Here is a 12,836-nt window from a genome sequence, read left to right as displayed (position 1 = left end):
GTCCTTCAGTGGCCGGAAGCGCCCGACGCGCCAATGCCGGTTTCCGACCGGACTCTCTGCGCCTCGTACCCTGCGCGGTCAACCCGGGCACGATCGCTATTGTCGAGAATCGAGAACAGCCAGATGCCGACAAAGCCTGCGGTCATCGAAAACAAGGCAGGCGATGTGTACGGAAAGATCGCATCCTTGTAGCCGAATACATCCACCCAGACCGATTTGGAGACAATGGTCAGCCCGACCGCGGTGATCAGGCCGAGAAAGCCGCCGATGGTCGCGCCGCGCGTCGTGCAGTCTTTCCAGAGCACAGCCATGAACAGCACGGGGAAGGTAGCCGATGCCGCAACGGCAAAGGCCAGGGACACCATGAACGCGATGTTCTGCTTCTCGAACGCAATCCCGAGAATCACCGCCACGACGCCCAGCGCGACTGTCGTATACCGCGAAACGCGCAATTCCTTATCGCTGGCCGCCTTGCCTTTCTTGAACACGGTCGCATAAAGGTCATGCGAAACCGCAGTAGCGCCGGACAGCGTCAGCCCGGCGACCACGGCAAGAATCGTGGCGAAGGCCACCGCGGAGATAAAACCGAGGAACACATTGCCGCCAACGGCGTTCGCAAGGTGGATGGCAGCCATGTTGTTGCCGCCCAGCAAGCCGCCAAGCGCATCCTTATATACCGGGTTGGTGCTGACCAGCACGATGGCGCCAAAGCCGATGATGAATGTCAGCAGGTAGAAGTAGGCGATCCATGTCGTCGCCCAGAACACGGACTTGCGCGCTTCCTTGGCGCTTGGCACGGTAAAGAACCGCATCAGGATGTGCGGCAGCCCTGCCGTGCCGAACATCAGCGCCATGCCGAATGAAATGGCGGAAATCGGATCCTTGATGAAGGTGCCGGGACCCATGATGGCATCCTTCTTGGCATGGACGTCGACCGCCTTGGCAAACAGCGCTTCGGGATTGAAATGGAACTGCGCCAGCACCATGACTGCCATGAACGTCGCGCCCGCGAGCAGCAGGCCGGCCTTGATGATCTGGACCCATGTGGTCGCCGTCATGCCCCCGAACAGAACATAAACCATCATCAGCGTGCCGACGATCACCACGGCAAGCCAGTACTCCAGGCCGAACAGCAGCTTGATCAGCTGTCCGGCGCCGACCATCTGGGCAATCAGGTAGAACGCCACCACCACCAGCGTGCCCGAGGCCGCGAATACGCGGATCGGTGTCTGCTCGAAGCGATAGGCAGCCACGTCGGCGAAGGTGAAGCGGCCGAGGTTACGCAGCCGCTCGGCCATCAGGAAGGTGATGACGGGCCAGCCGACCAGAAAGCCGATCGAATAAATCAGGCCGTCATAGCCGTTCGAATAAACCGCGGCCGATATCCCGAGGAAAGATGCCGCGGACATATAGTCGCCCGCGATTGCCAGGCCGTTCTGGAAGCCGGTGATGCCGCCGCCGGCCGTATAGAAATCCGCGGCGGACTTGGTTTTGCTGGCGGCCCATTTCGTGATGAACAGGGTAAACACCACAAAGACAGCGAACATGGAGATCGCAGTCCAGTTGGTCGGCTGCTTCTGCATTTGGCCAAGGTCGCCGCCGGCTCCCCAGACCGCCCCGCACAGGGCAAGCAGCGTCAGTGTGCTCAGGATGCGGTTCCGGGTCGACATTACAGCACCTCCTTGCGAATCTGAGCCGTCAGGTCGTCGAATTCGCGATTGGCGCGCCAGACGTAGATGCCGGTGATGGCCACGGTAAATACGATCACAAAGAGTCCGATCGGAATACCCCAGGTCATCACGCCGTCGCCGATCCTGGTGGAAAGCAGGGTCTTGCCGAAGGCAACCAGGAGAATGTAGCCGTAATACACGACCATCATCATCCCGGCGAGCACCCATCCGTAGGTAGAACGGGTCGATACCAGCCGCTGATAGTTGGGATTGGACCGTATCCGCTGAACGAGATCTTCTTCCATGTCTTATCTCCGGTTCTTCGGGCAGGAGGTGCGCATGCGACGCGCTGTCTTCAGTCTTATGTCGAACAGCGGCAACAATCAATGGCGATATGCATGCAGCCCATGGGCAAGTGACGTAAAGCCGATCTTCGCTGCAGTCTCGTTCATGGCATCCGGTATGCGCGGAAAGTCAAAAGGCAACCGGCGGCATCATGCCCGGGATTGAAATAAGAATCGGTACGGTCCCGTACCGGTTGTCTTACGGCTTGATGCGCGCCCGCGCTTCGGCATTTCAGACTTCTTCTTCAGACATTCTCCGGACATTTGCCGGACAGTTTCCAGCTGAAGCGCGACGGCAGCAAAGCTGCCCGGCAGGACTGACACATTCGCTGGCGAGGCAGAGGCAGCAATGCGATATGGGTTCATCAGCCAAGTCCCGCAATCGCAAGCGGGCATGCCCGCTTGCGTACCGACGCGGTGCCGGCATTCACGTAGTGTCATGCGGAATGGCCGTGCCCCCATCGCGGGAATTTCCCGTGACGGCGCGCGAGACTGTTCCTCACGCCATCCGGCCCTGGATATGGCGACTGAAGAAGGCTCGCCAGACGGAGCCAGAGGAGACGGATGCCTGCGCCTGCGGCTTTTCATTCGCCCTGGGGCCGGGAGGCGGCGGCGCGATGTTTCCGCGCGCCGCGCATAGCAGGGTGGCATCGTCGCAATCGATCATCGCGGTGATGGTTTCACGCTGCAGGTCGGCAGGGTAGATCACGGGGAGGATTTCGCTAACGATGCGTTCACTCTCGAACGGCCCGAACCGGTAGATGTCATTGCCATCCACTTCAGCAAAGAACCAGCTGGCCGGACTACTTCGATAGACAACGACGACGGCGCGACAAACTTCCTTTGACATACCCTTACCCCCAACCAGAATCTGGTTCTTTATCCCACATTCAATATGAAAATATCCGGATAGGGATCGATTTTATTTCTTTCAATTTTTATAAAAAATCGCCAACCAGCAAATCCGAATCTGAAACTGGTGGGGCCCCATGCCGGACATCTTCCATAAAATCCCGGCGCCGATTCTGGTATGTTGCGGCATGTGCGCCCCTACGTGTATTTATAGCTTGTTTTTGAAATAATTACTGTCCGCAAGCGTACCAATTTGCAAAATCATATCGCCCTGGATTCCTGCCAAAAATCCGCCATCGCCGGTTGGCTCACCTATATTTCAATACACGGCCTTCCAACCCATTGCATGCATCTCGCCGGCAAAGACCACATGTGACGGATCAACGACCCCGGAAGGCTCAGGGGGGCGTGAGGCAGGCATTCGAAGGGCGTGACGCGTTCCGGCGCTGCCAAGAGAAGCACTCTGGCCGGGCTGGCGACGCAATCATGGCTCCGGTTCGGGCAAGAGAAGGATCATGGGAAACGCTGGCGGTAACTTGTGGACGCGATTCTGGGAAATCGCGAAACCTTACTGGTTCTCGCGGGAAAGATGGAAGGCCAGGCTGTTCCTTTTCCTGTTGGTCCTGCTGCTTCTTGGCCAGACCGGCGTCAATGTGCTGTTCAACGAGCAATCCGGCGAGTTCACGTCGGCGCTGGCGGCGAAGGATGCCGGCAGATTCTGGCACTCCATCCTCTTGTGCGTCTATGTCATGATCGCAGCCGTGCCGGTCTACGCTCTCTACTACTACGTCAGAAATACACTTGGCATCCACTGGCGGCGCTGGCTGACCAGCCACTACCTGGATAAATATTTCAGGAATCACGCTTTCTACAAACTGAACGCCAATACCGAGATAGACAACCCCGACCAGAGAATCTCGGAAGATATCAACACGTTCACAAACCAATCCCTGTATTTTCTATTGCTTGGACTGGGGGCACTGTTACAGCTTTTTGCGTTTAGCGGCGTGCTCTGGTCGATTTCCAAGGAACTGGTCCTGTTTCTTGTCCTCTATGCAATCGCGGGCACGCTGGTCTCCATCTTCCTGTTCGGGAGAATCCTGATCGGGTTGAACTTCTACCAGTTGAAACGGGAAGCGGATTTCCGCTTCAGCCTGATCCGGGTACGCGAGAACGCCGAATCGATTACCTTTCATCGCGGCGAGGCACTTGAGTCCCTTCACGTGCGGGACCGTTTCGATCACGTCTTCGCGAATTTCAGCAAGCTCATCCGATGGCAACTGAACCTCAATCTGTTTCAGTATGCCTATGCATTCCTGACCATCATGCTGCCGAGTGCCATCGTGGCTTCGCGCGTGCTCTCGGGCGAGCTCGAAGTCGGCCGGGCCATCCAGGCAGCCGGCGCCTTTGCCGCGATACTGGCCGCGCTCACCGTCATCGTCGATAACTTTGAAAGCCTGAGCCGATTTGCCGCCGGACTCGACCGGCTGAGCACTTTCTCAGGTTCGCTGAAGGAAGCACCGGCGACGCCCAGGCAAGCCGGGGACCGGATCGAAGCCACGCGCGACTCGCGCCTGGCGCTCGAGCATGTCACCTTGCAAACGCCAAATTACGAGCGGACCCTCGTCAGGGATCTCACCGTATCGATCAACCCCGGACAGGGATTGCTGATCGTGGGTGCGAGCGGAGGCGGCAAGAGTTCGCTGATGCGTGCGATAGCGGGGCTGTGGAACTGCGGCACCGGACGCATCGCAAGGCCGGAACTTGAGCAGATGCTGTTCCTGCCGCAGCATCCCTACATGGTGCTGGGAAGCCTGCGCAGCCAACTGCTGTACCCCAATCTCGATGACCGGAAGATATCCGACGAGGAACTCCTGCAACTGCTTGACGCGGTAAACCTGCCGGACTTCGTGGAACGATTTGGCGGGCTGGATGCGGTTCTGGACTGGGGGAAGGTTCTCTCCGTGGGGGAACAACAGCGTCTTACCTTTGCCCGCGTGCTGCTTGCGAAACCACGCTATGCGATGCTGGATGAGGCCACCAGCGCCCTGGACATTGGCAATGAAGAACGTCTTTATTTCCAGTTATCCACCGCCCCGACGACACTGGTCAGCGTCAGCCACCGGCCCACGCTCCTCAAGTACCACCAACAGGTGCTGGAGCTGAAGGGAAACGGCGATTGGGAACTCCACCGCTCCCGGAGCTACCGCTTCAGCTGGTAACTCCGGGGGGCGGTCCGGCAGCTCTCCTCTGCCAGGACGGGGCGCCTACGGCTGCTTCCTGGATTCCTCCTTCGCGTCACCATACAAAGCCTGCGTGGAGCCGACTATCTGTTCTATCTTGCCGGCCAGCTCGGTCTTCTTGTTACCCGTTCCTTTGCCAAATATTGCCTTCATCTTCCCCTTTGCCTGTTCGATGCGACCCTTCACTTGATCTGAGTTCATGATCTTGCTCCTTGAAGACGGCGAATGGCCGGCCAGCGCTACGCCTGGCGCGTCATCGCGCGAACGACGAGACATCTTTCCAGGACAGTCAGGCTGACACCAATTTGCGGCAGTGTCGGTACGATGCCGGACAGTTGGCGAACGCCGTCGCCTGCCCCGTACCGGCGCAGGGCTCCCCCCTCATCCTTGTCCGGTGCCGGACAGACGCGCACCAGGAACTGGCGCACAAGTAGGCATGCGATCGCGCCGCCAGCACTGGCGAGCCGCCGGCGGGATCATGGAATGTCCAAGGAGACCGATCATGAAACTCACCGCCCGCTATTTCCAGCCAGGGACGGCGTTCGTCCTGCCGTCCATCGCGTTTCTTTCGGCGCTGGCGCTGGCCGGTCCCGCCGGCGCCATCACGGCCACGGATGCCCAGGGTACCTCGCACGTTTTAAAGATTGCGAAGCAAGAGCGCATCGATATGCACATCAGCGACCTGCATGCGAAGCTCCAGATCACCCGCTCCCAGGAACAGCTCTGGCTGAAGGTCGCGCAGGTCATGCGCGACAACGCGAGCAGGATGGATTCGCTGCGTCAGGAGCGGGCTGACGACGTCAAAGGCATGACCGCCCTTGGCGACCTCAAGTCTTATGGCGAGATTGCCGACGCCCATGCCGATGGCATCAGGAAGCTCASGCCCGTGTTCCGGGACCTGTACGACAGCATGTCGGACGTACAGAAGAAGAATGCCGACCTGATCTTCCGGACCAGGGAGCAACATGCTTCGAGGAGGAACTGAATCCCGGAACCGGATGGCAGCCGCGGGCGCAAGCAACGCGGTGCGGTCCGGGCTTCCACCCGAACACAGGAGATCATGATGAACACCTCAACAGCGCGGTCAAGGTGGATGCGCTCTGCGAGCGCGCGGACCGTCGCGGCATTCGGCCTGGCAATGGCCATCGGCGCCGTGTCGACGGCACCGGCCTTCGGCGAAGACCGCGACCACCATCCCAGCCAGCAGAACCATGGCAACCCGCATCCTTCAGCCCATCAGGGACATAACGGCGCGTGGCATGGCAACCAGCGCTACGATCACAATCACTATCGCGGCAACTACTATGACGACCAGCGCTATGGCTACGTCTATGCGCCGCCACCCGTGGCTTATGTACCTCAGCCGGCACCCGGCATCAGCCTGTTCTTTCCTTTGCAGATCCGCTAACCGGCTGATGCACAGGCGGCCTGGCATGTATCCCGCATGCCAGGCTGCAAGCCAAGGGTAAGCCTCGGGCAGCGTCATCCCCCCCCTCCCCCCTGCCGTCCCCCGGCAAGGTTTCCACGCGGCTCCACGCGCACTCCTGGCCGTGCAGCGCCTTCTGCTTCCGATATTGCTGCCCTATATTTATAGAGGCCGTCTGTTGTCGTCCCCGCAGTTCCGCGCGCGGGCAGACAACGCCAATGTGACCGGCAGTCAACCCAAACAGTATTGGGAGGCGAAGCGTGACTTCCGTCCAGGATCCCAAGGCCAACCACCTTCTGGCCGTGCTGCCGGAAGCGGAGTGGCTGCGCCTCGCGCCCCATCTGGTTCTGACCGATCTCCCGCTGGGCCATGTCGTGTACGAGTCGGGCGACCAGATGGCGAATGTGTACTTCCCGACCACGTCGATCGTCTCGCTGCTCTACGTGATGGAGGACGGCGCGTCCGCCGAGATTGCCATCGTCGGCAATGAGGGAATCGTCGGCATTGCCCTGTTCATGGGCGGCGAGACGACGCCGAGCCGGGCCATCGTGCAAAGCGGCGGCCACGGATACCGGCTAAATGCAAAGATCCTGAAACAGGAGTTCACCCGCGGCGGTCCCATACAGCATTTGCTGCTGCGATATACCCAGGCCTTGATCACCCAGATGGCCCAGACCGCCGTTTGCAACCGCCATCACTCCATCGAGCAGCAACTCTGCCGCTGGCTGCTGCTAAGCATCGACCGGCTGCCGTCCAACGAACTGACGATGACGCAGGAACTGATTTCGAACATGCTGGGCGTGCGGCGCTCGGGCGTCACCGAGGCGGCCTTGAAACTGCAGAACGCCGGCCTGATTCGATACAGCCATGGCCATATTGCGGTGCTCGACCGGCCAGCGCTCGAAAAGCATGCCTGCGAGTGCTATGCCGTGGTAAAGCGCGAGTTCGACCGCCTGTTGCCCGGTAAACCTGCAACCTGAGAATCCCGGCGGCAAGGCGGTCGCGAAGCGGACCAGGCCGAGCTTTCCCGGCGAGGTGGACATCGCCGGGGCAGTCGCCGCGGCGTCGCGCTGAACGTGGCGGGCCGCGCTTGCGCAAGACCCGCGTTGCCCGGCCCGCGCAGCCCTGCCCTCAATCTTCGCTCGTCCACTCCACCTGCACGCCCAGGCTGCGCAGGTTCTCGACAAAGCGGGGATGGGCCCGGCGGATCGGCGCCGCGTTGCGGATCTCGGACCGGCCGTCGATGCTGGCGGCCACCATGAACAGCGCGATCGCCACCCGGATGATGTACGGGCTTTCCACCACCGCCGGCGTCAGCGGATTGCCGCCAAAGGTGATGAGCCGGTGCGGGTCGGACGAGAACACATGCGCGCCGAACTTCGACAGCTCGCCGGTCCAGCCCAGCGCGCCGTCGTACACCTTGTTCCAGAACATGGCGTTGCCCTGCGCGCGCACGCCCAGCGCGATAAAGATCGGCAGCAGGTCCACCGGGAAATACGGCCAGGGCGCGGCCTCGACCTTGGTGAGCACGTTGCTGGTGAAGGGCGTCTGCACTTTCAGCGGGCCGGCGCAGGTGGCGCGCGACCAGCCGTCCTCGTGCGTGATCTGCACGCCGAACTTGGCAAAGGTCCGGTCGATCAGCGGGAAATTGCCGGGCGCGCTGTTGCGCACGACAACATCGCCGCCGGTGATGGCGCCCAGCGCCAGGAAGGTCGTGATCTCGTGGAAATCCTCGTCGAAGGTGAACTCCCCGCCACGCAGGGCGTTGCCGCCGTGCACCGTCAGGCGCGAGGTGCCAATGCCTTCGATGCGCGCGCCGATCATCGCCATGAAGCGGCAGAACTCCTGCACATGCGGCTCCGATGCCGCATTGGTCAGCGTGGACGTGCCGCCCGCGGCGGCGGCGCACAGCACGAAGTTCTCCGTCGTGGTGACCGATGCGTAATCCAGCCAGTGGTCGGTGGGTGTCAGCAGGCCGGCACTGCGCACGAGCAGCGAGCCGTCGACACGCTCCACCTCGCCGCCGAAGCGGCGGAAGACGTCGACGTGCGGATCGATCTCGCGCACGCCAAGCGTACAGCCCTTGACGTTGTCCTCCAGCCGGGCAACGCCGAAGCGCGCCAGCAACGGGGGCACCAGCATGATCGAAGAGCGCATTTCCTCGGGCAGCCGATGGCGGGCAGCATCGAAGACGGTTTCGCAATGGTGCAGTTCCAGCGTGCCGGTGGCGTGGTCCATATGCACCTTGCTGCCCAAAGCGCGGAAGATATCGAGGATCTTGCGCACGTCGGTGATATCGGGCACGCCATGCAAGCGCAAAGGCTCATCGGTGAGCAGCGTGGCGCAGAGCACGGGCAGCACTGCATTCTTGTTGGCCGAGGGAGTAATACGGCCGCGGAGCGGCTTGCCGCCGTGCACGATGAGATTGGACATGGGATCAGGTATAGCGGGGCGGACCCGGACATTCCGGGACGAAGCCCAGCATTGTACTTGCTATGCGAATGCCGGAATGACGGGAATGGTGCGGAAACGGGTCTACGGTGCAGGCAAAGGCGCTTGTGGCCCCGCCGACACCACGTCATGCACGAAGCGAAGCTTGTCCACGACAAGCGGCGACAGCGCAAACGGGTAGCCATCCGGCAGCCCCAGGCTCCGGTTCAGGCTGTTGAGCACATAGGTGAGCGGAAACCACCGGTTCATGAGGCTGTCGAAGCTCGCATCCTCGACCGGCGTCTGGTCCGTCAGGGTCGGCTCCCCGGCGCTGCTTGGCTTGAGTGCAAGCCCGCACGCCGCGGCGGTGTCCACGGTATCGACAATGTGCAGGTAATGCGCCCAGGTTTCGGCCCAGTCCTCCCACGGGTGCACGGCCGCGTAGGCGCTGACGTAGGTCTGCTCCCATCCTTGCAGGACACCCAGGCCGTAATGCGCCTGCAGCGCCGCCCCATAGTCGGCCCGCTCATCGCCGAACCGCTCCCGGAACGCTTCCAGCCAGCGCGTGCCGGCAATCAGGCGGTCGAAATAGTAGTGGCCAATCTCGTGACGGAAGTGGCCGAGCAAGGTACGGTAGGGCTCACCCATCCGGGAGCGGGTCATTTCACGATGGGCATCGTCGGCTTCCGCGATGTTCATGGTGATGATGCCCTTGTCGTGCCCCGTCATCACGCGTTTGCCACCGGCATCTTCGAGGAAATCGATCTGCAAGCCATTTTCGGGATCTTCCTCCCGGGACACGACGGGCAATCCCAATGCCACAAGGGTATAGAGCACGCGGCGTTTCGCGGTCTCCAGGCGCGCCCAGTACAGGCGGTTGTTTGGCATCGCGAGATTTGGCGTGGTGCGGGTCAGCTTGCAGGCCTGGCAAAGCGCATCCTCCGAACCAGCGGGGATCATCCAGTTGCACACACCGTGCACCGCATAGTTTTCGCACTGCTTGTAGAGCCGGTCGTCCGCGCCGGCATGCAGGCTCCGCCACACGTTGCCTTCGGCGGGTTCGAAGGCCCTGATCTGCGCGTCCTCGCAGACGTAGCCAAGGAGGGCATTGCAGCGTTCACAGATGACATTCTCGAAGAAGACATGGTTGGAGCAATTGCCGCAGTGATAAGTCTTCATGAACGGTTTGACTCAGTAGGGCACGGCGCAGCCAGGCAGAACCGGGCAACAGGTCACGACGCGATGGGATCGGCCGCCGCCACGCAAGGCGGGTTTTCCTCGTGCCCGCGGATCACGAGCGATACGCCTCGCCTGGCAGCCATCACGGCGCCGATGCTCGCCGCCTCCTCGCGTGTTTCGTACTGAAGAATGGCCGTGGCGGCGCCATCGACCTTCAATGCCCAGCCCCCGCCTGCGGGGAATACTACGAAATCGCGAAACATCTGTTTCTCCGGCTGCGTGCGTTACAGGAAGGGTAGGCAGTGCGCGCCCGTCCGGCAATTGGGCGCCGTCCTACAAGCCCGGTACCGGGAGCCACCCGCGCATTTCGCCGCGATATCATGTGGATCGCAAGCAAGCCATGCCTGACCGGCCAACGCTCAGGTCCGAATGCCCAACGCGTGGAGCGGCAATGCAGATCGAGCAGATTGCGCAGATTGACTGGACGACAATCCGTACCGGCGCGGCCGACGCGCTGCATGACACCCTGGTCGAGGTGACAGGCTGGATGATGCCGCTGGATCCCGCGGAAAAGACTGCCGACTATGCCTTGCTCACCGCCGAGGCGCCATGCTGCGGCGGGTGCGTGCCACGCGATCCGCTGGCCTGCATCGAGGTGTACCTCGCGGCGCCGCTCGCGCGGCAAGAGCGCGCTGTTTGCCTGCGAGGGCGTTTGCTGCGGCTGCGCGACGATCCGGCGGGCTGGCGCTATCAGTTGGTGGAAGCCTCGGCGCTTGCGCCCGCGCCGCAAGCAGGGGTGGCGCCGATCAGCCGGCGCGTGTTCCTGGCGTCCGGCGCGGCGCTCGGGCTTGCCGCCTGCGCGCCGGGACGCTTCGCCGGCTACACCGAAGCGCGCGAGTCATCCGCGGCATCCGCCCCACAAGCGGCTGACGCTGCCGCCAGATGGGCRCCGCCCGCCAACGCGCTGACGATCGACATGCACAGCCACGGCGGCCGCGTGACCGTCTCGCGCGATCCCGCCATCGGCGCGGACCGTCCCTTCCAGCCTCTCGCCGCGCCGATGCGCGCCGGCGGCATGAACGTGATCTGCCTGGCGATCGTGACCGACACCACCGTCACGCGCGTGTCCGCGGACCGCTCGCGCTTCGAAGCGTGGCGAGCGCCGGAGGAGGGCGAGCTTTACGCGCTCGGCGTGGCCGAATTCGCGCGCGCGCACCGGCTGATCGAGCGTGAGCAGATGCATGTGGTGATAGACGCGGCGTCCCTGGCCGCCCGTGGCCGCGCCGGGCCGTGCGCGATCATCGCTTCCGAAGGCGCCGATTTTCTTGAAGGCAGACTGGAGCGCGTCGACGAAGCGTACGCGATGCACCAGTTGCGCCACCTGCAGCTGACGCACTACCGCGTCAACGAACTCGGCGATATCCAGACCGAGACGCCGGTGCACGGCGGCCTGACGGATTTTGGCGCGGAGGTGGTGCGGCGCTGCAATGCGCGGGGCATCGTCGTCGACGTCGCGCACGGCACCTATGCGCTGGTGAAGCGCGCCGCGGCGACGTCCACCAGGCCGCTGGTGATCTCGCACTCCGCGCTGGCGACGCGTCCGGGCACGCGCAGCCGGCTGATCACGCCCGACCACGCCCGCGTGATCGCCGGCACCGGCGGCGTGATCGGCGTCTGGCCCAGTTCGGGCACCTTCCGCGACCTGCGCGCAATGGCCGAGGGCATCAAGCGGATGGCCGACGTGGTTGGCGTCGAACATGTCGGCCTGGGCACGGACATGCTCGGCTTTATTTCCCCACCGGTGTTCAGGAGTTACGAGCAATTGCCTTCGCTGGCCGATGCGCTGCTGGCGGCGGGCTTCACGCAAGACGAAATGAACGGGATTCTCGGCGGCAACTACCGGCGGGTATTCGAAGCCTCGGTCGGCTAGGCGCCGCCGCGCAGCCGCCGGTATTCCTCGCGGCCAACATAGCACGCGGCGCCAGCCGCCATCAGCGCCAGTACGTACCAGGTAATGGCATAGCCGAGATGGTTGTTGTTGAAGGTGACCACCGTCAGGCCGCCTTCCGGCCAGACGCGCTTGCTGCCTTCGCCGCCCGGCGCGGCCGCATCCGCGTCGATGAAATACGGCGCCACATTCGAGAGCCCGCGGGCGGCGGCAATGGCGGGCACATCGCGCCCGTACCAGAGGCCGGCCGCCGGGTCGTTGTGGCGCAGGAATCCGTTGCCGGGCTCGCTGAAGCGCAACAGGCCGGTCACCGTGGTCTCTCCGGCCGGGTCGCTCCCGCTGCGTGTGGCGCGATCGCGCTGCTCCGGCGGCACAAAGCCCCGGTTGACCAGCACCACGCTGCCGTCCGCCGCGCGCAGCGGCGTCAGCACCCAGAAGCCGCCACCCAGTTCCGTCACGGCCTGGACCAGGGTCTCGCGGTCATGCAGGAACGTGCCGGTCACTTGCACGCGCCGGTATTCGTCGTCCGTCTTGTTCAGGCGCGGCCACTGACCGGGGCCCGGCGCCGCTGTGGCGGGGGCATGCACCCGCTGGTTCACGCGTTCGATGAGGTCGAGCTTCCAGGCGCGCCGCTGGACTTGCCAGGTGCCAAGCGCAGCCAGCCCGGCAACCGCGATAGCGGCAATCAGGGCCAGCACGATCAGTGCACCGGCGGTTCGTCTGCGAGTTGGGGTCGGGCGGGCT

The 12,836-nt window shown here is 62.8% G+C and carries 13 protein-coding genes; 5 read left to right on the top strand and 8 right to left on the bottom strand.

Annotated features, from left to right (window positions below; genetic code table 11):
* Nucleotides 1–5: 5 nt before the first annotated feature.
* From AC1DN0_RS08830 to AC1DN0_RS08820, 3 genes are all read right to left on the bottom strand, one after another.
* Nucleotides 6–1,670, bottom strand: a complete 1,665-nt coding sequence (locus AC1DN0_RS08830; RefSeq protein WP_441625933.1) for a cation acetate symporter — start codon at nucleotides 1,668–1,670, stop codon at nucleotides 6–8.
* Nucleotides 1,670–1,975 (bottom strand): DUF485 domain-containing protein, encoded by a 306-nt coding sequence (locus tag AC1DN0_RS08825; protein WP_441625931.1) that lies wholly within the window; start codon nucleotides 1,973–1,975, stop codon nucleotides 1,670–1,672. Before AC1DN0_RS08825 ends, AC1DN0_RS08830 begins: the two co-directional genes overlap by 1 nt.
* Nucleotides 1,976–2,513: 538 nt before the next feature.
* Nucleotides 2,514–2,864: a hypothetical protein gene (locus AC1DN0_RS08820; protein ID WP_441625929.1), complete on the bottom strand. Its 351-nt coding sequence runs from the start codon at nucleotides 2,862–2,864 to the stop codon at nucleotides 2,514–2,516.
* A gap of 517 nt (nucleotides 2,865–3,381) precedes the next feature.
* On the opposite strand from AC1DN0_RS08820, the gene AC1DN0_RS08815 reads away from it, so the two are divergent.
* Entirely contained in the window at nucleotides 3,382–5,088 is a 1,707-nt protein-coding gene (locus tag AC1DN0_RS08815) for an ABC transporter ATP-binding protein/permease (protein WP_441625927.1), read from the top strand.
* 45 nt (nucleotides 5,089–5,133) lie between these two features.
* Here the strand turns inward: AC1DN0_RS08815 and AC1DN0_RS08810 are convergent, their stop codons facing one another.
* A complete protein-coding gene (locus tag AC1DN0_RS08810) occupies nucleotides 5,134–5,310 on the bottom strand; it encodes a CsbD family protein (RefSeq protein ID WP_441625925.1) in 177 nt (58 codons plus the stop codon).
* A gap of 301 nt (nucleotides 5,311–5,611) precedes the next feature.
* On the opposite strand from AC1DN0_RS08810, the gene AC1DN0_RS08805 reads away from it, so the two are divergent.
* From AC1DN0_RS08805 to AC1DN0_RS08795, 3 genes are all read left to right on the top strand, one after another.
* Entirely contained in the window at nucleotides 5,612–6,094 is a 483-nt protein-coding gene (locus tag AC1DN0_RS08805; protein ID WP_477145655.1) for a Spy/CpxP family protein refolding chaperone, read from the top strand.
* A 108-nt stretch (nucleotides 6,095–6,202) separates the two neighbouring features.
* Entirely contained in the window at nucleotides 6,203–6,517 is a 315-nt protein-coding gene (locus AC1DN0_RS08800; protein WP_477111127.1) for a hypothetical protein, read from the top strand.
* 278 nt (nucleotides 6,518–6,795) lie between these two features.
* Nucleotides 6,796–7,515: a Crp/Fnr family transcriptional regulator gene (locus AC1DN0_RS08795; protein ID WP_441625919.1), complete on the top strand. Its 720-nt coding sequence runs from the start codon at nucleotides 6,796–6,798 to the stop codon at nucleotides 7,513–7,515.
* A 151-nt stretch (nucleotides 7,516–7,666) separates the two neighbouring features.
* On the opposite strand, the gene AC1DN0_RS08790 is transcribed toward AC1DN0_RS08795, so the two are convergent.
* From AC1DN0_RS08790 to AC1DN0_RS08780, 3 genes are all read right to left on the bottom strand, one after another.
* The gene (locus tag AC1DN0_RS08790; RefSeq protein ID WP_441625917.1) at nucleotides 7,667–8,968 is read right to left on the bottom strand and encodes a UDP-N-acetylglucosamine 1-carboxyvinyltransferase; all 1,302 of its coding nucleotides are present in this window, start codon (nucleotides 8,966–8,968) and stop codon (nucleotides 7,667–7,669) included.
* 102 nt (nucleotides 8,969–9,070) lie between these two features.
* Nucleotides 9,071–10,144: a zinc-binding metallopeptidase family protein gene (locus AC1DN0_RS08785; protein ID WP_477111126.1), complete on the bottom strand. Its 1,074-nt coding sequence runs from the start codon at nucleotides 10,142–10,144 to the stop codon at nucleotides 9,071–9,073.
* A gap of 53 nt (nucleotides 10,145–10,197) precedes the next feature.
* Entirely contained in the window at nucleotides 10,198–10,407 is a 210-nt protein-coding gene (locus AC1DN0_RS08780) for a DUF2188 domain-containing protein (RefSeq protein WP_441625913.1), read from the bottom strand.
* A gap of 188 nt (nucleotides 10,408–10,595) precedes the next feature.
* Between AC1DN0_RS08780 and AC1DN0_RS08775 the strand changes: the two genes are divergently transcribed.
* Nucleotides 10,596–12,074, top strand: a complete 1,479-nt coding sequence (locus AC1DN0_RS08775; protein WP_441625911.1) for a dipeptidase — start codon at nucleotides 10,596–10,598, stop codon at nucleotides 12,072–12,074.
* Here AC1DN0_RS08775 and AC1DN0_RS08770 read toward each other — a convergent pair.
* Nucleotides 12,071–12,790, bottom strand: a complete 720-nt coding sequence (locus AC1DN0_RS08770) for an SURF1 family protein (RefSeq protein WP_441625909.1) — start codon at nucleotides 12,788–12,790, stop codon at nucleotides 12,071–12,073. The genes AC1DN0_RS08775 and AC1DN0_RS08770 overlap by 4 nt on opposite strands.
* Between the last annotated feature and the right edge of the window lie 46 nt (nucleotides 12,791–12,836).

Source organism: Cupriavidus sp. 05N39, assembly GCF_056397325.1.
Note: the sequence above shows the minus strand (reverse complement) of the source record. Positions and strands in the feature narration are given on the sequence as shown.

What these genes read in the sequence shown, in the direction of transcription:
- AC1DN0_RS08810 (WP_441625925.1), bottom strand. Translation starts at nt 5,310, where the DNA reads ATGAACTCAGATCAAGTGAAGGGTCGCATCGAACAGGCAAAGGGGAAG.
- AC1DN0_RS08790 (WP_441625917.1), bottom strand. Translation starts at nt 8,968, where the DNA reads ATGTCCAATCTCATCGTGCACGGCGGCAAGCCGCTCCGCGGCCGTATT.
- AC1DN0_RS08820 (WP_441625929.1), bottom strand. Translation starts at nt 2,864, where the DNA reads ATGTCAAAGGAAGTTTGTCGCGCCGTCGTCGTTGTCTATCGAAGTAGT.
- AC1DN0_RS08830 (WP_441625933.1), bottom strand. Translation starts at nt 1,670, where the DNA reads ATGTCGACCCGGAACCGCATCCTGAGCACACTGACGCTGCTTGCCCTG.
- AC1DN0_RS08785 (WP_477111126.1), bottom strand. Translation starts at nt 10,144, where the DNA reads ATGAAGACTTATCACTGCGGCAATTGCTCCAACCATGTCTTCTTCGAG.
- AC1DN0_RS08815 (WP_441625927.1), top strand. Translation starts at nt 3,382, where the DNA reads ATGGGAAACGCTGGCGGTAACTTGTGGACGCGATTCTGGGAAATCGCG.
- AC1DN0_RS08800 (WP_477111127.1), top strand. Translation starts at nt 6,203, where the DNA reads ATGCGCTCTGCGAGCGCGCGGACCGTCGCGGCATTCGGCCTGGCAATG.
- AC1DN0_RS08825 (WP_441625931.1), bottom strand. Translation starts at nt 1,975, where the DNA reads ATGGAAGAAGATCTCGTTCAGCGGATACGGTCCAATCCCAACTATCAG.
- AC1DN0_RS08780 (WP_441625913.1), bottom strand. Translation starts at nt 10,407, where the DNA reads ATGTTTCGCGATTTCGTAGTATTCCCCGCAGGCGGGGGCTGGGCATTG.